The organism is Aeromonas sp. SrichE-2G, from assembly GCF_017939565.1.
Classification (GTDB): domain Bacteria; phylum Pseudomonadota; class Gammaproteobacteria; order Enterobacterales; family Aeromonadaceae; genus Aeromonas; species Aeromonas taiwanensis.
Window position 1 is genome coordinate 1,012,966 of the sequence record NZ_JAGKRG010000004.1, and the last position, 19,919, is coordinate 1,032,884.

The 19,919-nt window shown below is 60.6% G+C and carries 17 protein-coding genes; 11 read left to right on the forward strand and 6 right to left on the reverse strand.

Annotated features, from left to right (window positions below; genetic code table 11):
- Positions 1-59: 59 nt before the first annotated feature.
- Positions 60-1,412 (reverse strand): anaerobic C4-dicarboxylate transporter DcuC, encoded by a 1,353-nt coding sequence (gene dcuC, locus J9885_RS06600; RefSeq protein WP_043761128.1) that lies wholly within the window; start codon positions 1,410-1,412, stop codon positions 60-62.
- Positions 1,413-1,731: 319 nt separating this feature from the next.
- Between dcuC and J9885_RS06605 the strand changes: the two genes are divergently transcribed.
- On the forward strand, positions 1,732-2,337 hold the full coding sequence (locus J9885_RS06605; protein ID WP_043761126.1) for a DUF922 domain-containing protein: 606 nt from the start codon (positions 1,732-1,734) through the stop codon (positions 2,335-2,337).
- Positions 2,338-2,407: 70 nt separating this feature from the next.
- Here J9885_RS06605 and mnmC read toward each other — a convergent pair whose 3' ends face one another.
- Positions 2,408-4,423 (reverse strand): bifunctional tRNA (5-methylaminomethyl-2-thiouridine)(34)-methyltransferase MnmD/FAD-dependent 5-carboxymethylaminomethyl-2-thiouridine(34) oxidoreductase MnmC, encoded by a 2,016-nt coding sequence (mnmC, locus tag J9885_RS06610; RefSeq protein ID WP_210548511.1) that lies wholly within the window; start codon positions 4,421-4,423, stop codon positions 2,408-2,410.
- 90 nt (positions 4,424-4,513) lie between these two features.
- Between mnmC and fabB the strand changes: the two genes are divergently transcribed.
- Positions 4,514-5,725 carry a beta-ketoacyl-ACP synthase I gene (gene fabB / locus J9885_RS06615; RefSeq protein ID WP_043761092.1) on the forward strand — a complete coding sequence of 404 codons (1,212 nt, stop codon included), beginning with the start codon at positions 4,514-4,516 and terminating at the stop codon, positions 5,723-5,725.
- A gap of 64 nt (positions 5,726-5,789) precedes the next feature.
- Here the strand turns inward: fabB and J9885_RS06620 are convergent, their stop codons facing one another.
- The 3 genes from J9885_RS06620 to J9885_RS06630 form a co-directional block, all read right to left on the reverse strand.
- On the reverse strand, positions 5,790-6,293 hold the full coding sequence (locus tag J9885_RS06620; protein ID WP_210548512.1) for a GNAT family N-acetyltransferase: 504 nt from the start codon (positions 6,291-6,293) through the stop codon (positions 5,790-5,792).
- A gap of 53 nt (positions 6,294-6,346) precedes the next feature.
- Entirely contained in the window at positions 6,347-6,670 is a 324-nt protein-coding gene (locus tag J9885_RS06625) for a DUF4377 domain-containing protein (protein ID WP_210548513.1), read from the reverse strand.
- A gap of 95 nt (positions 6,671-6,765) precedes the next feature.
- A complete protein-coding gene (locus J9885_RS06630) occupies positions 6,766-8,052 on the reverse strand; it encodes a citrate synthase (RefSeq protein ID WP_043761085.1) in 1,287 nt (428 codons plus the stop codon).
- A gap of 423 nt (positions 8,053-8,475) precedes the next feature.
- On the opposite strand from J9885_RS06630, the gene sdhC reads away from it, so the two are divergent.
- The 8 genes from sdhC to sucD all read left to right on the forward strand — a co-directional run bounded on the left by sdhC (position 8,476) and on the right by sucD (position 18,062).
- On the forward strand, positions 8,476-8,865 hold the full coding sequence (gene sdhC / locus J9885_RS06635) for a succinate dehydrogenase cytochrome b556 subunit (protein ID WP_043761083.1): 390 nt from the start codon (positions 8,476-8,478) through the stop codon (positions 8,863-8,865).
- On the forward strand, positions 8,859-9,203 hold the full coding sequence (gene sdhD / locus J9885_RS06640) for a succinate dehydrogenase, hydrophobic membrane anchor protein (RefSeq protein ID WP_210548514.1): 345 nt from the start codon (positions 8,859-8,861) through the stop codon (positions 9,201-9,203). The genes sdhC and sdhD overlap by 7 nt, the downstream gene beginning before the upstream one ends.
- A gap of 1 nt (position 9,204) precedes the next feature.
- Positions 9,205-10,971, forward strand: coding sequence for a succinate dehydrogenase flavoprotein subunit (gene sdhA / locus J9885_RS06645; RefSeq protein ID WP_210548515.1), 1,767 nt, complete (start codon positions 9,205-9,207; stop codon positions 10,969-10,971).
- Between the two features lie 17 nt (positions 10,972-10,988).
- Positions 10,989-11,705: a succinate dehydrogenase iron-sulfur subunit gene (locus J9885_RS06650; RefSeq protein ID WP_043761077.1), complete on the forward strand. Its 717-nt coding sequence runs from the start codon at positions 10,989-10,991 to the stop codon at positions 11,703-11,705.
- A 119-nt stretch (positions 11,706-11,824) separates the two neighbouring features.
- On the forward strand, positions 11,825-14,635 hold the full coding sequence (sucA, locus tag J9885_RS06655; protein WP_210548516.1) for a 2-oxoglutarate dehydrogenase E1 component: 2,811 nt from the start codon (positions 11,825-11,827) through the stop codon (positions 14,633-14,635).
- Between the two features lie 90 nt (positions 14,636-14,725).
- Positions 14,726-15,919 (forward strand): 2-oxoglutarate dehydrogenase complex dihydrolipoyllysine-residue succinyltransferase, encoded by a 1,194-nt coding sequence (gene odhB, locus J9885_RS06660; RefSeq protein WP_210548517.1) that lies wholly within the window; start codon positions 14,726-14,728, stop codon positions 15,917-15,919.
- 104 nt (positions 15,920-16,023) lie between these two features.
- Positions 16,024-17,190 (forward strand): ADP-forming succinate--CoA ligase subunit beta, encoded by a 1,167-nt coding sequence (gene sucC, locus J9885_RS06665; protein WP_043761071.1) that lies wholly within the window; start codon positions 16,024-16,026, stop codon positions 17,188-17,190.
- Positions 17,190-18,062, forward strand: coding sequence for a succinate--CoA ligase subunit alpha (gene sucD, locus J9885_RS06670; RefSeq protein WP_005300222.1), 873 nt, complete (start codon positions 17,190-17,192; stop codon positions 18,060-18,062). The genes sucC and sucD overlap by 1 nt, the downstream gene beginning before the upstream one ends.
- Positions 18,063-18,138: 76 nt before the next feature.
- On the opposite strand, the gene J9885_RS06675 is transcribed toward sucD, so the two are convergent.
- Entirely contained in the window at positions 18,139-19,086 is a 948-nt protein-coding gene (locus tag J9885_RS06675) for a hypothetical protein (RefSeq protein ID WP_210548518.1), read from the reverse strand.
- A 342-nt stretch (positions 19,087-19,428) separates the two neighbouring features.
- Here J9885_RS06675 and J9885_RS06680 point away from each other — a divergent pair, with 342 nt between their 5' ends.
- The gene (locus J9885_RS06680; RefSeq protein ID WP_210548519.1) at positions 19,429-19,896 is read left to right on the forward strand and encodes a YcgN family cysteine cluster protein; all 468 of its coding nucleotides are present in this window, start codon (positions 19,429-19,431) and stop codon (positions 19,894-19,896) included.
- Positions 19,897-19,919 lie beyond the last annotated feature (23 nt).

Sequence of the window (19,919 nt, forward strand, 5' to 3'; positions counted from 1 at the left end):
GAAGAGCGGGCTGGCTGGGGAGAAAGGATGGACGGGCACCCGGTCGGGTGCCCGTTGCCTCAGGCGGGCACCATGATCTGGGTGGCGAGGATCACCACCAGCAGGCCCACGGCGACCGGCAGTGAGGTGCGCTTGACCACCTCGAACGGGGAGAGGTTGCCCATGCCCGCACAGGCGACCACCACCCCGGAGACCGGCGAGATGGTCCGGCCCAGGTTCGAGGCCTGCAGCATGGGGATCACCAGGTAGGCGGGGTTGACGCCAAGGCTGGTGGCCAGGTGGGGGATGAGCTCCACAAAGGCGTAGAAGGGGGCGTTGCCCGAGCCCGTGGTGAAGGCTGCCAGGGTGGTGATGACCACCAGCATCAACATGATGACGATGCCGCCGGTGCCAAAGCTCTGGGCCAGATCCAGGAGGTTGGCGATGAAGCCGAGGCCCATCAGGCCCTGGGCGAATACCCCGGCCCCCACCAGCAGCATGACCACGCCGGCGAAGGCGTCGGCCATGCTGCGCCAGCACACCTGCAGTCCGTCCAGCAGCTCGCGGCCGTTGCGTTTGCGTACCAGCTCCAGCAGGGCTGCCAGCACCAGGCAGATGACGATGATGGTGACGATGTCGAGTTTGGGGCCCAGCTTGCCGTCAAACAGCAGCACGCCGATGATGGGGGTGAAGGGCAGGATGGCGTAGAAGCCGGGGGCATCGGTGACGAGATCGCTCGGGGCGACGGCAGCGTTGTGTTCACCTGATTTCCGATCCAGATAGCGCTGCCAGAAGAAGTGGGTCACCGCCATGGCGGCGATGGCAGTCAGCGAGATGGGCAGGGTCAGCTTGAAGGCAAACTCGATGAGTTCCATGTTGGCGGCCTGGGCGGCCATCACCACGTCCCCCGAGGTGGGGGAGAGGATGATGGCGGCCGGGGAGGCGCACACTGCGGCCGCGGCGCCACGGGAGATCCCCATATTGACCATCAGCGGGAACAGGGTCGCCATCAGCAGTACCCCGAGGCCGGTGGCGGAGCTGACCGCGAGCGACATGGCGCAGGCCACCAGGTAGGCGGCCACCAGCAGGATGTAGGGGGACTTGATGATGCCAAGGGGTTTGCTGGCGAGCTTCACCAGTATGGTGTTGGCTCCGATGTGGCTCATGTAGCCGGCGAAGCCGCACAGCACCATGATCAGCATGCCGAGGCCGCCGCCCCGATCCACCAGCAGGAAGCGCACGTATTCGAACACGTCGGTGGCAACGTGGCCGGTGGAGGTGACGCTGGCGGGCAGCACGGCCTTGCCCATCAGGGCGGTGATCGCCAGCAGCAGCAGACCGCCGCTGAGCAATACCCCGGTGGCCGAATAGCCCTTGAAGATGTAGCGACCCACGGCCAGGGTGACTAGGGTGCCAATAAGGAGTTCCATCATAAACAGGTTCCTGAGTGTGTAGTGACGATGGGCCTGCACGGGATAACCGGGGATTGCACTGGTTAGGTCGACATGCACCAACAAAAACGCCAGGATTATTACCTCATAAGGAGTATTTAACCACGACATCGATGGCTGCCTGTGATCTCGCCTGCAAATCCCGATGCGGCCCGTGTGATATTTCGCACGCTTGCCGCGCCCGGATACCGACAGCAGGTGACAGCGCCCGGGATCGCGGTTACTCTCCATTCTGACTATTAATTCATTGATTATTAATTGAAATTAAGCTGGGACTCACAAGGGGCAAGGCCACAAGCAGATGGGACTCTTTAGCAAGACAGGGGTGGTGGCGGCCCTCATGTATGCCGCCTCAATCGGGGCAGCGCCATCTCACTATAGCGGTATTCGGGTGGTGCCCGACATCAAGGTCGACTTTCAGTTTTATCGGGTCTCCGGGGCCGATGTGGCCGCCGTGATGCGCCAGATCACCGCTCTGTCCCCCGCCCAGGCGGACGGACACATCGGCAGGGCCAGCTACCAGCTCTCCTGGCAACTGCAGACCAGGCCGACACCGGCGCGTTGCGAGCTGGATCAGGCCGACGTGACGGTCCGCATCAAGGTCCGGGTGCCGAACTGGATGGACAAGGCCAGAGCGCCCGAGAAGGAGCGGCAGAAGTGGGACAAGCTGGTGGCGGCCATGTTCGACTACGAGAGCCGTCACAAGGATATCCTGCTGGAGAGCGTCAGCCAGCTCGGTATCCGGCTCGCCCAGATGCCGGTGACCACGAGCTGCGAGGCCTTGCAGCATCAGGGCTGGCAGGAGGGGCAGGCAGCCCTGGAGGCGACCCGGGAGCGCTTTGCCACCCTGGCAAAACAGACCGAGCAGGGGCGCAAGCTGGGAGTCATCTGGCCAATGCGTAGCTGATCCCCCCCTGGCTGACAACAAAAACGGGCTGCCCCTGTGGGCAGCCCGTTTTTGTTTGGGTCTGGCGAACCTAGTCGCGCAGGGGCTTGCCCTTGAGCAGCCTGCGCACCCAGTAGCGAGCCGGGTGGAGCGCCTCCAGCAGGTCGCTGGACAGGGGCAGCGGCTCCCCGCAGATCTCGCTGGCGATCAGCTCCCCGCACAGCGGCGCCGAGCATAGACCCCGGGAGCCGAGGGCGCCCAGCACATAGAGGCCGGGGTAGAGGGGCAGGGCGCTCTGCTGATCTGCGGGGGCGTTGACGTCGTGATCCGCCAGCGCCGCCAACCGGGCGATTGGCCCCGTCACCGGCAGGTGATCACGGCTCGCGCAGCGCACCCCGACGCGGGCCTGAGCGCCACTTACATCCACCTCGGCGGGCCAGGCCTGTGCTGGCAGGCAGGCTTGCAGCCGAGCCCGGTTCTGGGCCTGCTCCTCGGCATTGAATACCAGGCTGGTCTGGTTGCGGCCATAGCTGGCGCCGATGCAGTGCGCGCCATCGTGGGCCGGGGTGAGGTAGCCGTCGTAACAGAGCACGGTTTTCAGCTGGCTCAAACTGGTTGTGGTCGGCACATGGCTCACCTGGCCGCGCACCGGGTAGAGCGGCAGCTCGGCGAAGGGGAGGAGGGCGGGTAATCTGTGCCCGGCGGCCACCACCAGATTGGGGGCCTGCCAGTGGCGGCCGTCCTGACTCTCCACATGCCAGCCGTCGTCCTGCTCGGCAATGTGGGTCACAGAAGCATTGAACTCCACTTCCAGTCGCCCGCTGGCCTGGGCTTCCTTGATGGCGGCGCGGGTGAGATCCGCCGGACAGAGCCAGCCTCCCAGCGGATAGCTGACGCCCCCCACGCCGCAAGGCAGGCCGACCACCTGCTCGGCCTCGTCGGCACTCAGGGGGCGCATCAGGTCCGAGGGGAAGGGGCCCAGGCTCATCTTGGCGAGCTTGGCGGCGGACTTGTCGTCATACCCGAGCTGGGTGACGCCGCACAGCGAGAAGGCGACGGGATGGCGCTCGGCCAGGGCCAGCAGCCGGCTTCTGGCAAAGCCGAAGGCCAGCGCATAGAAGCGCGAGAGCGCGTCGTGTTCGCCGTTGAGCAGCGGATAGAGCGCCCCCTGGCGGTTGCCGGAGGCGCCGCCAGCCGGCTCGTCATCCTGGCACAAGAGGGTGACCTTGCGGCCCCGCTCCACCAGGGAGAGCGCCGTCATGGCCGAGGCGATGCCACCGCCGATGATGAGCACCTCACCCTCCCGCCCGGCGGGGCGGGCATACCAGGGGGCTATGGTCTGCTGCGGCAGCTTGTCTGCGCGCTCGCCTGCCAGCATCTCCCGCTTGCTGCCGTGGCCCTTCACCTTCTTCATGGCAAAGCCCGCGGCAATCAGCCCACGGCGCACGAAACCGGCGCAGGTAAAGGTGGAGAGGGTCGCACTGGGGCGGGCGAGGCGGGCGAGGCCGTCAAACAGATCCTGGGTCCACATCTCGGGATTCTTGGCCGGCGAGAAGCCATCCAGATACCAGGCGTCCACCAGACCGTCGGCCTGATGGGGCACTTGGGGCAGCATCTCCTTGATATCGCCAAACCAGAGGTCGAGGTGGATGCGACCGCCAGAAAACAGCAGGCGGTGGCAGCCGGAGACCGGCAGCGGCCATTGGTCGATGAGAGGCTGGCTCAAGGACGCGAGCTCGGGCCAGGCCGCGAGCGCCTTGCGCAGATCGGCCTGGGTGAGGGGGTATTTTTCGAAACTGATGAAGTGCAGCCGGGAGCCGTTGCCAGTGTGGGGCGCCTGTTCCAGAAAGGCGGCCATTGTCGCCAGAAAGTTAAGACCCGTGCCGAAACCTGTCTCACCTATCACGAAACTGTCACTATCGTGGTGTGAAAATCGCGCTGGCAGCCGATTTTGCTGCAAAAAGACGTAGCGGGTTTCACTTAGACCGTTATCATTGGAAAAGTACACATCCCCGAACTCACTGGAGACTGGAGTTCCCGCTTCATTCCAGTCCAATCGGGCATGATGTAAGGATGTTTGACTCACGTTTTCCTCGGCTCGCGTCACAAAATCGCGGGCATTCTACGTGAAAGCAGACCAGTTTGGCAGCCGAAAGCGGGTAGACTCGGTGCCAGTTTTTCCAGACGAGATGAATTAATGAGAAGAGCAGTGATCACCGGTATCGGCGTCATCTCCAGTATCGGCAACAACAAGGAAGAGGTGCTGGCCTCCCTGAAAGCAGGCAAATCCGGCATCACCTATTCCGAGCAGTTTGAACAGTACAACCTGCGCAGCCGTGTCTGGGGTAACATCAAACTCGATCCGTCTGAACTGATCGACCGTAAAGTCATGCGTTTCATGGGTGACGCTGCGGCCTATGCCTACCTCTCCATGCAGCAGGCCATCGAAGACGCCGGCCTGCCGGAAGATCAGGTCTCCAACGAGCGTACCGGCATCGTGACCGGTTCCGGCGGCGCCTCCGGCAAGAACACCTCCGAGTCCGCGGACATCGCCCGTGAGAAAGGGGTCAAGCGCGTGGGTCCCTACATGGTGCCGCGCACCATGTCCTCCACCACCTCCGCCTGCCTGGCCACCCCGTTCAAGATCAAGGGTGTCAACTACACCATCAGCTCCGCCTGCGCCACCTCTGCCCACTGCATCGGTCACGCACTGGAACTGATCCAGCTTGGCAAGCAGGACATCGTCTTCGCCGGCGGCGGCGAGGAGCTGGACTGGTCCTCCACCATCCAGTTTGACGCCATGGGCGCCCTGTCCACCAAGTACAACGACAACCCGGAAAAAGCCTCCCGCACCTATGACGCCGATCGCGACGGTTTCGTCATCTCCGGTGGCGGCGGCATCCTGGTGGTCGAGGAGCTGGAACATGCCCTGGCCCGTGGTGCCCACATCTATGCCGAGATCACCGGTTACGGTGCGACCTCCGATGGCTATGACATGGTGGCTCCGAGCGGTGAAGGCGCCGTGCGTTGCATGAAGATGGCGATGCAGGGTGTCGGCAAGGTGGACTACATCAACACCCACGGCACCTCCACCCCGGTCGGTGATACCAAGGAGCTGGAAGCCATCCAGACCCTGTTCGGTGCGGATGCGCCCAAGCTGTCTGCCACCAAGGCGATGACCGGTCACGCCCTGGGCGCAGCCGGCGTGCACGAGGCCGTCTACTCCCTGCTGATGATGGAACACGGCTTCATCGCCCCCAGCATCAACATCGAGAACCTGGACGAGAAGGCGGTGGGCCTGCCCATCGTGCGCGAGTACGAAGAGGCTGACCTCAATACCGTCATGTCCAACAGCTTCGGCTTCGGCGGCACCAACGCCTCCCTGGTGTTCAGCAAGTTCAAGGCCTGATGCCCTCGGGATAGACAAGCGAAATAAAAAAGGCGCCGCAAGGCGCCTTTTTTATTGGACTATGTCATTGAGCCTGAACGGGTTTGGCAAGAGGCAGGCGCATATAGACGGCGCCATCCCCATACTCCGCCAGCGACTTGCGGGTCTCCGCCACGAGGAATCCCTGCTTGCGCCAGAAGGCGGGGGCATCCTGCACCGCCACCAGACCGGCATGGCGATACCCCTCGCGACTCGCGAAATCCAGCGCCTTGGCCAGGAGCCGCCGACCCAGCCCGAGGCCCCGGGCCTCGCCAGAGACCGCGAGATCGTGCAGATAGAACTCGTCACGCCCGGCCAGTGCCTGCATGGGTACCGAGAGGGGTGGTGGCTGGTGGGCGCGCCAGGGGTGGCAGAGCAGATAGCCCAGCACCCGGCCCCGGCGTTCGGCCACCCAGCAGGAAGCCGGGGCCAGCTCGGACTTGTTCTGCATCACCTCGAGGGGCTCGGGCTCCAGCTGGTGATAACACTCGCGCTGGATGGCCATGATGGCGGGCCAGTCGGGGGCCCGGATGGTTCGGATCGTGATCATCGTGTTCAGGGGACTGGCCCCGGGTCAATCTGTGACAAAAACTGGCGCCATGCTCAGCGAGCGGCCTCTTTGCTGATCACCTTGAGCAGCTGGTAGCGCAGGGAGGGTGCATCCGCCGGCACATTGGTGAGCCGCTCCTTGCTGACTTCCAGCTGGTAGCGGAAACCGGGTTCGAAGGTGAAGCCTTCAATCTGCTGATAGAAGAGGCTCCAGCTCTCGCCTGGCTGGCTGCGCACCTGCATGCACTGCATGGGGCCAACGCCGACGCAGTGTACCAGCTGGCTGTTGACGTAGAGGGTCTCGCCCGCCGTGGGGGCCGGGGCGCTCTGGCAGGCGCTGAGCAGGAGGGCGGTGCTGAGGAGCAGGGGAGATTTCATGATGGGTGTCCTTGGCGTAAAGGGGCGCGATTAAACCCGCAAATGAAAAGGCGGTCAATGACCGCCTTTGTAACAAACCATGTCGACCCTTTCAATCAACGCTGGTCGAGGGGCGTGAATTCACGCTGCGCCTGACCGGTATAGAGCTGACGCGGGCGACCGATCTTCTGGTCAGGATCCGAGTGCATTTCGTTCCAGTGGGCGATCCAGCCGATGGTGCGGGAGATGGCAAAGATCACGGTGAACATGGACATGGGGATGCCGATGGCCTTCATGATGATGCCGGAGTAGAAGTCCACGTTCGGGTAGAGCTTCTTCTCGATGAAGTAGGGGTCGGACAGCGCGATGCGCTCCAGCTCCATGGCCACGTCCAGCAGCGGATCCTTGATCTGCAGCTCGGTCAGTACCTCGTGGCAGGTTTCGCGCATCACGGTGGCACGGGGATCGTGGTTCTTGTAGACCCGGTGACCGAAGCCCATCAGACGGAACGGATCGTTCTTGTCCTTGGCCTTGGCAATGTACTCGGGGATGCGATCAACGGAGCCGATCTCCTCGAGCATCTTGAGGCAGGCTTCGTTGGCACCGCCGTGGGCCGGACCCCACAGGGAGGCGATCCCCGCGGCGATACAGGCAAACGGGTTGGCACCGGAGGAGCCCGCCAGACGCACGGTGGAGGTGGAGGCATTCTGCTCGTGATCCGCATGCAGGGTGAAGATGCGGTCCATGGCGCGCTCGACGATGGGGTTGACCTTGTACTCTTCGGTCGGCACGCCAAACATCATGTGCAGGAAGTTGCCGGCATAGGAGAGGGCGTTGCGCGGCTGCATGAATGGCTGGCCGATGGAGTACTTGTAACACATGGCGGCCAGGGTCGGCATCTTGGAGAGCAGACGGAAGGCGCAGATCTCGCGGTGCTCCTCGTTGTTGATGTCGAGGGCATCGTGGTAGAAGGCAGACAGGGCGCTGACCACGCCGCACATGACGGCCATGGGGTGGGCGTCACGACGGAAGCCGCGGAAGAAGAAGGCGATCTGCTCGTGCACCATGGTGTGACGAGTCACCAGACGCTCGAACTCCGCGTATTGGGTCTTGGTCGGGGCTTCGCCGTACAACAGGATGTAACAGACTTCGAGGTAGCTGGCCTGGGTGGCCAACTGGGCGATGGGGTAACCGCGGTGCAGCAAGACACCCTGGTCGCCATCGATGTAGGTAATGGATGATTTGCAAGAACCGGTGGCCATAAAACCGGGGTCGAAGGTGAAATATCCTTGCGTGCCCAGCTTTCTGACATCGATCACGTCGGGTCCAACGGTACCGGAGAGGATCGGTAGTTCAACCGGCTCTTTTCCGGGCAGGTGTAGGGTGGCTATCTTATCAGCCATAGCACGTCTCCTTTGCTCTTTTATAATTTGGTTCCAGTCCTACTTTATTACGACTTTCATAACGCTGGCAAAGGTTCTTACCCGTACCACGGCGGCTGGAGCGCCCTATTTGAACCAGAGATTCACAGCTTTGTCAATTTTGCTGGATGATCATTAATGACTTGTTAAAGCTGTTGTGGGATCTGGTTTACGGTTTTGGGTTTTCTGTGTAGCTATTTGATTGTCATTGGTTAAGGCCGCCGATATACTGCGCCACGTGGGTGATGGTCGTCGGTGTTTGAAACGCTTTCGCAAAGCCAGATGTGACATCAAAAATGCTATTTTTGGCTTTCCCGAGTTGTTTTGGTAACAAAAACCTAACAAATGCCACTCCTAGCCCTCAAAGCGTGTGAAAACAATAACTAACGTGCTCAATGGAGCTGAGTGGGCAAAGCCGTGAAAAACAAACAGAGACCTGTAAACCTCGACCTACAGACGATCAGCTTTCCTGTCACCGCCATCGCTTCCATCTTGCATCGTGTCTCAGGGGTCATCACCTTTGTGGCATTGGCCATCTTGCTGTGGATGCTTGGTACTTCACTCGCCTCTCCCGAAGGATTTGAAACCGTGGTGTCCATCATGGACAACTTCCTGGTCAAATTCGTGCTGTGGGGGATCCTGACCGCGCTGGCTTACCACATTGTTGGCGGGCTGCGTCACCTGGTCATGGACATGGGCTATTGGGAAGAGCTGGAATCCGGTAATCAGAGCGCCCGCGTGGCCTTCGTGATCACTGCGGTTCTGGCGGTTTTGGCGGGGGTGCTGGTATGGTAACCAATTCTGCAACTTTCGGGCGCAGCGGCGTTCACGATTACATCCTGATCCGCGCCACCGCCCTCATCATGACGTGCTACGTCCTCTATCTTGTGGGCTTTGTCGCCTTCAATGACATCACCTACGAGGTGTGGACCGGCTTCTTCTCCAAAACCTTCACCAAGGTCTTTACCCTGCTGACGCTCGTGTGCGTCCTGATCCACGCCTGGATCGGTCTGTGGCAGGTGCTGACCGACTATATCAAGCCGGTCGGGCTGCGCGGTGCGCTGCAGTTCCTGCTGATCGTGGTGCTGTTTGTCTATGTGATGACTGGTTTCGTCGTGCTGTGGGGTGTGTAAGGTGACTATTCCAACTCGTGAATTTGATGCGGTCGTGATCGGTGCCGGTGGTGCCGGCATGCGCGCCGCGCTGCAGATTGCCCAGTCCGGCAAGAGCTGCGCCCTGTTATCCAAGGTTTTCCCGACTCGTTCCCATACCGTTTCCGCCCAGGGCGGGATCACGGTCGCCCTGGGCAATGCCCACGACGACAACTGGCAGTGGCACATGTATGACACCGTCAAGGGCTCCGATTACATCGGTGATCAGGAAGCCATCGAGTACATGTGCAAGACCGGCCCCGAGGCCATCTATGAACTGGAGAACATGGGCTTGCCCTTCTCCCGTTTTGAGAACGGTACCGTGTATCAGCGTCCGTTTGGCGGCCAGTCCAAGAACTTCGGTGGCGAGCAGGCTGCCCGTACCGCGGCGGCTGCCGACCGTACCGGCCACGCCCTGCTGCACACCCTGTACCAACAGAACGTCAAGAACCAGACCACCGTCTTCTCCGAGTGGTATGCGCTGGATCTGGTGAAGAACCAGGACGGCCACATCGTCGGTTGTACCGCCATCGACATGGAGAGCGGCGAGGTCGTCTACTTCAAGGCCAAGGCCACCGTGCTCGCCACCGGCGGCGCCGGTCGCATCTACCAGTCCACCACCAACGCCCACATCAACACCGGTGACGGCGTCGGCATGGCGCTGCGCGCCGGGGTCGGCGTGCAGGACATGGAGTTCTGGCAGTTCCACCCGACCGGCATCGCCGGGGCAGGGGTGCTGGTGACCGAGGGTTGCCGCGGTGAAGGCGGCTACCTGCTGAACAAGGACGGCGAGCGCTTCATGGAGCGTTATGCGCCGAATGCCAAGGACCTGGCCGGTCGCGACGTGGTGGCTCGCTCCATCATGATCGAGATCCGCGAAGGCCGTGGCTGTGACGGTCCCTGGGGCCCGCACATCAAGCTCAAGCTGGATCACCTGGGCAAAGAGGTCCTGGAATCCCGCCTGCCGGGCATCTGCGAGCTCTCTCGCACCTTCGCCCACGTGGATCCGGTCAAGGAACCCATTCCCATCATCCCGACCTGCCACTACATGATGGGCGGCGTGCCGACCAGCGTGAACGGCCAGTGTCTGACTCAGGACAAGGATGGCAACGACGTGCCGGTGGTCGGCCTGTTCGCGGTGGGCGAGATCGCCTGCGTCTCCGTGCACGGCGCCAACCGTCTGGGCGGCAACTCCCTGCTGGATCTGGTGGTGTTCGGTCGTGCCGCCGGCATGCACCTGGTGGAGACCCTTGGCTCGATGGAGCACGGCGTGGAAGCCACCGAAGCCGACATCGCCAAGGCGCTCGAGCGCTTCAACCGCTGGGAAAACAACCGTGACGGGGAAGACCCGGCCCAGATCCGCAAGGACCTGCAGCGCTGCATGCAGAACAACTTCTCCGTGTTCCGGGAAGGGGATGCCATGGCAGAAGGGCTGGCCGAGCTGAAACTCATCCGCGAGCGCCTCAAGAACGCCCGTCTGGATGACACCTCCAAGGAGTTCAACACCCAGCGCATCGAGTGCCTGGAGCTGGACAACCTGATGGAGACCGCCTATGCCACCGCGGTGGCGGCAAACTTCCGTACCGAGAGTCGTGGCGCCCACAGCCGCTTCGACTTCCCGGAGCGTGACGATGAGAGCTGGCTGTGCCACAGCCTCTATCATCCGGACACCGAGTCCATGACCCGTCGCGCTGTCAACATGTCACCCAAGACCCGTGAGGCGTTCCCGCCCAAGGTCCGGACTTACTGATTGCGGAGCCAAGCACAATGAACGTCACATTCTCTGTCTACAGATACAATCCGGACGTTGATAACGTCCCGTATATGAAGGATTATCGTCTTGATATTCCTGAAGGTTCCGACATGATGGTGCTCGATGCACTGATCCAGCTCAAGGAGCTGGATCCCACGCTCGCCTTCCGCCGCTCCTGCCGCGAAGGGGTCTGTGGATCCGACGGTCTCAACATGAATGGCAAGAACGGTCTGGCCTGCATCACCCCGCTCTCCGATCTGCTGAAGAAGGGCAGCAAGGTCGTCATTCGACCCTTGCCCGGTCTGCCGGTGATCCGGGATCTGGTGATCGACATGACCCAGTTCTACACCCAGTGGGAGAAGGTCAAACCCTTCCTCATCAACGAGGAAAAACTGCCGCCCGTGCGTGAGCACCTGCAATCCCCCGAAGAGCGCGCCAAGCTGGATGGCCTGTACGAGTGCATACTCTGTGCCTGCTGCTCCACCTCTTGCCCCTCCTTCTGGTGGAACCCGGACAAGTTCATCGGCCCTGCCGGCCTGCTCGCCGCCTACCGCTGGCTGGCGGACAGCCGCGACACCGCGGCTGCCGAACGCCTGGGTAACCTGGACGACGCCTTCAGCGTGTTCCGTTGCCACGGCATCATGAACTGCGTGAACGTCTGTCCCAAGGGCTTGAACCCGACCAAGGCCATCGGCCAGATCAAGTCGATGCTGCTCAACCGGGCTGTTTAGTATCAGGGCCAGGACGCCTCGCGCCGGGCCCGACCTCTGGATAGCCATCCCGTCTCTGGTGGGATGGCTATGACCCTACAAGCTGCACTGCAGCGAACAAGATGTACAAAGGGATAGAAATGCATAACGGCGTGATGAAGGCCTGGTTGGAGTCATCTCACCTGGCTGGTGCGAATGCAAGCTACATTGAGGATTTGTACGAATCCTTCCTGGAAAACCCCGAGTCCGTGGCCGACGAATGGCGCAATCTGTTCCAGTCGCTGCCCCAGGTCAATGGACATGCAGTAGAACAACCCCACTCCCAGGTTCGCGACTATTTCCGCCGCCTGGCCAAGGACCCCTCCCGTTACAGCGCCCCCGTTTCCGATCCCCAGGTGGATGCCAAGCAGGTTCGCGTACTGCAACTGATCAACGCCTTCCGCTTCCGTGGCCACCAGAATGCCAACCTCGACCCTCTGGGCCTGTGGCTGCGTGAACCGGTCGCCGAACTCGACCCCGCGTTTCACAATCTACAGGGAGCCGACATGGAAGCCACCTTCAACGTGGGCTCCTATGCCATCGGTCGCGAGACCATGGTGCTCTCCGATCTCTACACCTCCCTGAAGAAGACCTACTGCAGCAGCATAGGTGCCGACTACATGCACCTCACCTCCACCGAGGAGAAGCGCTGGCTGCAAGACAGGCTCGAATCCATCGAAGGAAAGGGGACCTACAGCCTCGAAGAGAAGACCCGCTTCCTCGAGAGCCTGACCGCCGCCGAAGGGCTGGAAAAATACCTGGGTGCCAAGTTCCCGGGGGCCAAGCGTTTCTCCCTGGAAGGGGGCGATGCCATGGTGCCCATGCTCAAAGAATTGATCCGCCGCGCCGGTGAGCAGGGCTGCAAGGAGGCCGTCATCGGGATGGCCCACCGCGGTCGCCTGAACGTGCTCATCAACGTGCTGGGCAAACGCGCCCAGGACCTGTTCGACGAGTTTGCCGGCAAGCACGGCGAGTCCTGGGGCACGGGTGACGTGAAGTACCACATGGGCTTCTCCTCCGACTTCGCCACCCCGGGCGGCAACGTCCACCTGGCGCTCGCCTTCAACCCGTCTCACCTCGAGATCGTCAACCCCGTGGTCATCGGCTCCGTGCGTGCCCGTATGGACCGTCGTGGCGACAAGGACGGCTCCAGCGTCCTGCCCATCACCATCCACGGTGACTCCGCCATCGCGGGGCAGGGGGTCGTTGCCGAGACCTTCAACATGTCCCAGACCCGTGCCTATGGCGTGGGCGGGACGGTGCGTATCGTCATCAACAACCAGGTCGGTTTCACCACCTCCTACATCCGTGACCTGCGCTCCACCGAATATTGCACCGACATCGCCAAGGCGGTGCAGGCGCCCGTGCTGCACGTCAACGGGGACGACCCGGAAGCCGTGGTGCTGGTAACCCAGATTGCCCTGGATTACCGCAACACCTTCAAGCGCGACGTGGTGATCGAACTGGTCTGCTACCGTCGTCACGGCCACAACGAGGCCGACGAGCCGAGCGCCACCCAGCCGCTGATGTACCAAAAGATCAAGCAGCACCCGACCCCGCGCAAGATCTACGCCGATCAGCTGATCGCCGAAGGTACCATCACGCCGGAGCTGGCCACCACGCTAGTCAACGACTACCGCGACACCCTGGATCGGGGCGAGCGCGTGAGCAAGGAGTGGCGCCCGATGGAGCTGCACTCCGTGGACTGGACCCCGTATCTGGGCCACGACTGGGCCATGCCCTATGACAGCACAGTGCCGATGGATCACCTGAAGGCCCTGGGCGAGCGGGTGAGCCAGTACCCGGCTACCCACGTGCTGCAGCGCCAGGTCGAGAAGATCTACGAAGACCGCCGCCTGATGGCCGCCGGCGAGAAGCTGGTGGACTGGGGCTTTGCCGAGACCCTGGCCTACGCCACCCTGGTGGACAAGGGTTCCCGCATCCGCTTCACCGGGGAAGACTCCGGCCGTGGCACCTTCTTCCACCGCCACGCCGTGCTGCACAACCAGAGCGATGCCAGCACCTACACCCCGCTGTGCAACCTGCACGACGAGCAAGGTCCGTTTGAAGTCTACGACTCCGTGCTGACCGAGAACGCGGTACTGGCGTTTGAATACGGCTACGCCACCGCAGAGCCTGCCGGTCTCACCATCTGGGAAGCCCAGTTCGGCGACTTCGCCAACTGCGCCCAGGTCGTGGTCGACCAGTTCCTCTCCTCCGGCGAGCAGAAGTGGGGCCGGATGTGCGGCCTGACCATGCTGCTGCCTCACGGTTACGAGGGGCAGGGTCCGGAGCACTCCTCCGCCCGTCTGGAGCGTTATCTGCAGATGTGCGCCCAGCACAACATGCAGGTGTGCGTGCCTTCCACTCCGGCCCAGGTGTTCCACATGCTGCGCCGTCAGGTGGTGCGCCCGATGCGCCGTCCGCTCATCGTGATGACGCCCAAGTCCCTGCTGCGCCACCCGCTGGCGGTGAGCAAGCTCGAAGAGCTGGCGGAAGGCACCTTCCAGAACGCCATCGGCGAGATCGATGCACTGGATCCGAAGGGCGTCAAGCGCGTGGTCTTCTGCTCCGGCAAGGTCTACTACGACCTGCTCGATGCCCGCCGCAAGGCGGAGCAGCAGGACGTGGCCCTGGTGCGGATCGAGCAGCTCTATCCCTTCCCGGAAGAGGAAGTGCGCGCCATCCTGGCCGATTACAGCCATGTCACCGACTTCGTCTGGTGTCAGGAAGAGCCGCAGAACCAGGGCGCCTGGTACAGCACCCGTCACCACTATGACAGCGTGCTGCCGAGCCATGCCCGCCTGCGTTATGCCGGCCGTCCGGCCTCGGCCTCACCCGCCGTCGGTTACATGTCCGTCCACACCAAGCAGCAAAAAGCCCTGGTGGAAGACGCGCTTACCCTGGAATAAACGAGTTGTGGATGAGAGGGGCGCCGGATGGCGGGCCCTCTCTGACCTGGAACCAGCCCGCTGGCCAAGAAGTAACAAGGAACTGATTACATGACTATCGAGATCAAGGTACCGGACCTGCCGGAATCCGTGGCGGACGCCACCATCGCGACCTGGCACAAGAAACCGGGTGATCTGGTTGCCCGTGACGAAGTACTGGTTGACATCGAAACCGATAAAGTCGTGCTGGAAGTGCCGGCGCCGGAAGCCGGCGTGCTTGGCGACATCCTGCAAAGCGAAGGGGCCACCGTGCTCTCCCGTCAGCTGATCGCCATGCTCAAGCCGGCTCCGGTGGCCGGTGAAGCGACCAGCGAGAAGCCGGCAGAGGTCGTTGCCGATGACGCGACCGAGGGCCTGAGCCCCTCCGTGCGCCGCCTGGTGGCCGAGCACGACATCGACGTCGCCAAGCTGACCGGCACCGGCAAGGGTGGTCGCGTCACCAAGGAAGACGTGGATGCCTTCATCAAGAACCTGGGCAAGGCCCCCGTGGCTGCGCCGGCTGCCGCCGCCCCTGTGGCTGCCGTGCCCGTGGCGACCCTGGCCGGTCGCACCGACAAGCGCGTGCCCATGACCCGTCTGCGCAAGCGCATCGCCGAGCGTCTGCTGGAGGCCAAGAACACCACCGCCATGCTGACTACCTTCAACGAGATCAACATGGCGCCCATCATGAAGCTGCGCAAGCAGTACGGCGAGATCTTCGAGAAGAAGCACGGCATCAAGCTCGGCTTCATGTCCTTCTACGTGAAGGCCGTTGTCGAATCCCTCAAGCGCTACCCGGAAGTGAACGCGGCGCTGGATGGTGACGACATCGTCTACCACAACTACTTCGACGTCAGCATCGCCGTCTCCACCCCCCGTGGTCTGGTGACCCCGGTCCTGCGCGACTGCGACAGCATGAGCCTGGCGGACATCGAGAAGGCCATCAAGGATCTGGCCGGCAAGGGCCGTGACGGCAAGCTGACCGTGGACGAACTGACCGGCGGCAACTTCACCATCACCAACGGTGGCGTGTTCGGCTCCCTGATGTCCACCCCCATCATCAACCCGCCCCAGAGCGCCATTCTGGGCATGCACAAGATCCAGGACCGCCCCATGGCCGTCGACGGCAAGGTCGAGATCCTGCCGATGATGTACCTGGCGCTCTCCTACGATCACCGCATCATCGACGGCCGCGAGTCCGTGGGCTTCCTGGTTTCCGTCAAGGAGCTGCTGGAAGACCCGACCCGTCTGCTGCTGGATGTCTGAGCAACTGACTGAAAGATAACGAGGGGCCGCCCAGGCCCCCATTCACAGGGGATTGAGAAACACGAGCCCCGGACGGAAATACCTACAACACGGATAGAGCATCTATGAATCTGCATGAATATCAGGCAAAACAGCTGTTTGCCGAGTATGGCCTGCCGGTCTCCGAAGGTTATGCCTGCGCCACTCCGCAGGAAGCGGCCGAAGCGGCCGACAAGATTGGCGGCAACACCTGGGTCGTCAAGTGCCAGGTCCACGCCGGTGGCCGTGGCAAGGCGGGCGGCGTCAAGCTGGCCAAGAGCAAGGACGAGATCCGCGCCTTTGCCCAGCAGTGGCTCGGCAAGAACCTGGTAACCTACCAGACTGACGCCAACGGTCAGCCTGTCACCAAGATCCTGGTGGAATCCTGCACCGACATCGCCAAGGAGCTCTACCTGGGCGCCGTCGTGGACCGAGGCAGCCGTCGCGTGGTCTTCATGGCCTCTACCGAAGGTGGCGTGGAGATCGAGAAAGTCGCCCACGAGACCCCGGAACTCATTCACAAGGCCGCTATCGATCCCCTGGTGGGTCCGCAGCCCTACCAGGCGCGCGAGCTGGCCTTCAAGCTGGGTCTGGTCGGCGATCAGATCAAGCAGTTCACCAAGATCTTCATGGGTCTGGGCCAGATGTTCCTGGACTGCGACTTCGCCCTGCTGGAGATCAACCCCCTGGTCATCACCGACAAGGGCAACCTGCACTGCCTGGACGGCAAGATCAACATCGACGCCAACGCCCTGTATCGCCAGCCGAAGCTGCGCGAGATGCACGACCCGTCCCAGGATGACCCCCGTGAAGCGCACGCCGCCCAGTGGGAGCTGAACTATGTGGCGCTGGATGGCAACATCGGCTGCATGGTCAACGGCGCCGGTCTGGCCATGGGTACCATGGACATCGTTAACCTGCACGGCGGCTCACCGGCCAACTTCCTGGACGTCGGCGGCGGCGCTACCAAGGAGCGCGTGACCGAGGCCTTCAAGATCATCCTGTCCGACAGCAAGGTACAAGCCGTGCTGGTCAACATCTTCGGTGGCATCGTGCGCTGCGACATGATCGCGGAAGGCATCATAGGTGCCGTGAAGGAAGTCGGGGTGAAAGTGCCCGTGGTGGTGCGTCTGGAAGGCAACAATGCCGAACTGGGTGCCCGTAAACTGGCCGACAGCGGCCTCAATATCATCGCCGCAACGAGTCTGACTGACGCAGCTCAGCAAGTGGTAAAAGCAGCGGAGGCCAAATAATGAGCGTTCTGATCAACAAAGACACCAAGGTGATCTGCCAGGGCTTTACCGGCGGTCAGGGTACCTTCCACTCCGAACAGGCGATTGCCTACGGTACCCAGATGGTCGGCGGCGTCTCCCCGGGCAAGGGTGGCACCACCCACCTGGGCCTGCCGGTGTTCAACACCGTCCGTGACGCCGTAGAAGCCACCGGCGCCACCGCCTCCGTCATCTATGTCCCGGCCCCGTTCTGCAAGGACGCCATCCTGGAAGCCATCGATGCCGGCATCAAGCTCATCGTCACCATCACCGAAGGCATCCCGACCCTGGACATGCTGGACGTCAAGGTGAAGCTGCAGGAAACCGGCGTGCGTATGATCGGCCCGAACTGCCCGGGCGTCATCACCCCGGGTGAGTGCAAGATCGGCATCATGCCAGGCCACATCCATAAGCCGGGCAAGGTGGGCATCGTCTCCCGCTCCGGCACCCTGACCTATGAAGCGGTCAAGCAGACCACGGACGAGGGCTTCGGCCAGTCCACCTGCGTCGGTATCGGTGGCGACCCCATCCCGGGCTCCAACTTCATCGACATCCTGGAGATGTTCCAGAACGACCCGCAGACCGAAGCCATCGTGATGATCGGCGAGATCGGCGGCAACGCCGAGGAAGACGCGGCGGCCTACATCAAGGCCCACGTCACCAAGCCGGTGGTCTCCTATATCGCTGGCGTCACCGCTCCGGCTGGCAAGCGCATGGGTCATGCGGGCGCCATCATCGCCGGTGGTAAAGGCACCGCGGCCGAGAAATTTGCCGCTCTGGAAGATGCCGGCGTGAAAACCGTGCGCTCCCTGGCCGATATCGGCAAGGCCCTGCGTGAAGTGACCGGCTGGTAAGTTAGCCTGTTATCTCAGATAACAAAATGCCGCCCTTGGGCGGCATTTTTATTAAGCTGGTTATCTTTTTTCTTATTTATAGTTTATTCCGATAATGCTCAGTAATAGAAGAAACTGGTTCAGGTAAAACTCTTTGGGCCCAGTATTCATCGCTGGTAAGGTCAAGAATCGATCTTGCTACACCATTTAATCTCCACTTTGGTATGTTTTCTCCGGGATACTCATCTTGTTCCATACTGGTGATAATGGGTAGGCATCTATTAATTCGTTGTTCGAAGTCTGCTAGACTCCCTGAGTATTTTCTGACTTCTGACAAAATTGAGCTCATGTCATTTTCAGCAATCTCCCGATTGGGAAAATATCTATTCATAAGCGCTAAAAAGCTATCAATATTAAGACTTGTTGTCTCGTCAACAATAACTTGGCTTTGGTATTCAAGCTTCATGTTTTTTATGTCATCAAATTGCTCATCAGCTAATTCTATTAAAGCGCTAAGGCGATTCAATTTTCTTTTTAACTCTTTCGGAACATCATCATTCTTCTTGTAGAGTAATTTATGACTTATGGCAGCCCATGAGTGCATCAAGATTGTCCTAACTTGAATCTCGACCTTAAGTTCTTCTAGACCACGATAATTTGGAGCTTGCAACCACTCTTCTTTTAGTCGAATCACATAGTGATTAGAGGCATAGCCAAACTGGTTATCACTTAACTCATTAGATTTATTTGAGTAAGAAAGAACAATAAACTGTTCTTTTATTATTTCATCAATTGAAGACAAATCTTCATTGTAATAACAAATCACTCTTACACCAGCGATGTCTTCAACCTGTTCAAATGGGTCGCTATATGACTTTCTTTCTACTTTATCTATAAATGATTGTTCGTCTTTTACTCTATTCTCGACATCGAAGGATGATATTTTTTTCTCATCAAGAAACTGAATTAAAGCTTGCTTCACATTGTTCGCAAGTCTTTCATATCTTGGTTTTACTTCTCTAAATAATTGTACCAACTCTGGCATTTTTACGATCCCCATGAAGCACATGGATTAGCATAGGTTCACAGATTATATTATTTCAGTATGGTTTTTTTGTCAAAAAAGCATTGTTTATAATTTCAATTTTTTATAAGGTGATGTCGCCTTGAACCATATATCTTCTCTGTGGCACTTATCTCTAAGCCGCTTTCTAGGTGCATGGCACCGTTATGGCTAATAGCGTATGATAACTAACTAGGCCTGAGGCGAGGTCTTGGGAAATATACAAATCTGCCAACATTTACCAGAACAGTCTCCAACCTTGAAAAATCGGGCCATAGGGCGTATAACCACGCGCTTGTCAGTGTATTGAGTGAGCCTATCTTCATGCAGCAAAACGCGCAGCAAACAGAACCCGTGCAGAACGCCCCCTTTTGGCAGGCGAAGAGCCTGCAGCAGATGACCACGGCCGAGTGGGAGTCCCTGTGCGACGGCTGCGGCAAGTGCTGCCTGAACAAGCTGATCGACGAGGACACCGAGGAGCTGGTGTTCACCAACGTGGCCTGCAACCTGCTCAATACCAAGACCTGCCAGTGTTCCGACTACGGCAACCGCTTTAAGAAAGAGCCGGACTGCCTGCAGATCACCCACGACAAGATTGCCGAGTTCAACTGGCTGCCCTCCACTTGCGCCTACCGCCTGCTGGCGGAAGGGCAGAGCCTGCCGGCCTGGCATCCCCTTATTACCGGCAGCCGCAGCGCCATGCACCAGGCGGGCCAGTCGGTGCGCGGCAAGGTGATCCACGAGGTACATGCCGGCGATTGGGCCGACCATATCATCACCTGGGCCAGCTAACGTCAGACCCGTCTATCGGGCCA

Excerpts from the sequence above, each read along its gene's own strand:
- J9885_RS06605 (WP_043761126.1), top strand. The coding sequence starts at position 1,732 with ATGGGACTCTTTAGCAAGACAGGGGTGGTGGCGGCCCTCATGTATGCC.
- dcuC (WP_043761128.1), bottom strand. The coding sequence starts at position 1,412 with ATGATGGAACTCCTTATTGGCACCCTAGTCACCCTGGCCGTGGGTCGC.
- sucD (WP_005300222.1), top strand. The coding sequence starts at position 17,190 with ATGAGCGTTCTGATCAACAAAGACACCAAGGTGATCTGCCAGGGCTTT.
- J9885_RS06680 (WP_210548519.1), top strand. The coding sequence starts at position 19,429 with ATGCAGCAAAACGCGCAGCAAACAGAACCCGTGCAGAACGCCCCCTTT.
- fabB (WP_043761092.1), top strand. The coding sequence starts at position 4,514 with ATGAGAAGAGCAGTGATCACCGGTATCGGCGTCATCTCCAGTATCGGC.
- J9885_RS06650 (WP_043761077.1), top strand. The coding sequence starts at position 10,989 with ATGAACGTCACATTCTCTGTCTACAGATACAATCCGGACGTTGATAAC.
- J9885_RS06675 (WP_210548518.1), bottom strand. The coding sequence starts at position 19,086 with ATGCCAGAGTTGGTACAATTATTTAGAGAAGTAAAACCAAGATATGAA.
- sucA (WP_210548516.1), top strand. The coding sequence starts at position 11,825 with ATGCATAACGGCGTGATGAAGGCCTGGTTGGAGTCATCTCACCTGGCT.
- sucC (WP_043761071.1), top strand. The coding sequence starts at position 16,024 with ATGAATCTGCATGAATATCAGGCAAAACAGCTGTTTGCCGAGTATGGC.
- sdhD (WP_210548514.1), top strand. The coding sequence starts at position 8,859 with ATGGTAACCAATTCTGCAACTTTCGGGCGCAGCGGCGTTCACGATTAC.
- J9885_RS06630 (WP_043761085.1), bottom strand. The coding sequence starts at position 8,052 with ATGGCTGATAAGATAGCCACCCTACACCTGCCCGGAAAAGAGCCGGTT.
- J9885_RS06625 (WP_210548513.1), bottom strand. The coding sequence starts at position 6,670 with ATGAAATCTCCCCTGCTCCTCAGCACCGCCCTCCTGCTCAGCGCCTGC.
- J9885_RS06620 (WP_210548512.1), bottom strand. The coding sequence starts at position 6,293 with ATGATCACGATCCGAACCATCCGGGCCCCCGACTGGCCCGCCATCATG.
- odhB (WP_210548517.1), top strand. The coding sequence starts at position 14,726 with ATGACTATCGAGATCAAGGTACCGGACCTGCCGGAATCCGTGGCGGAC.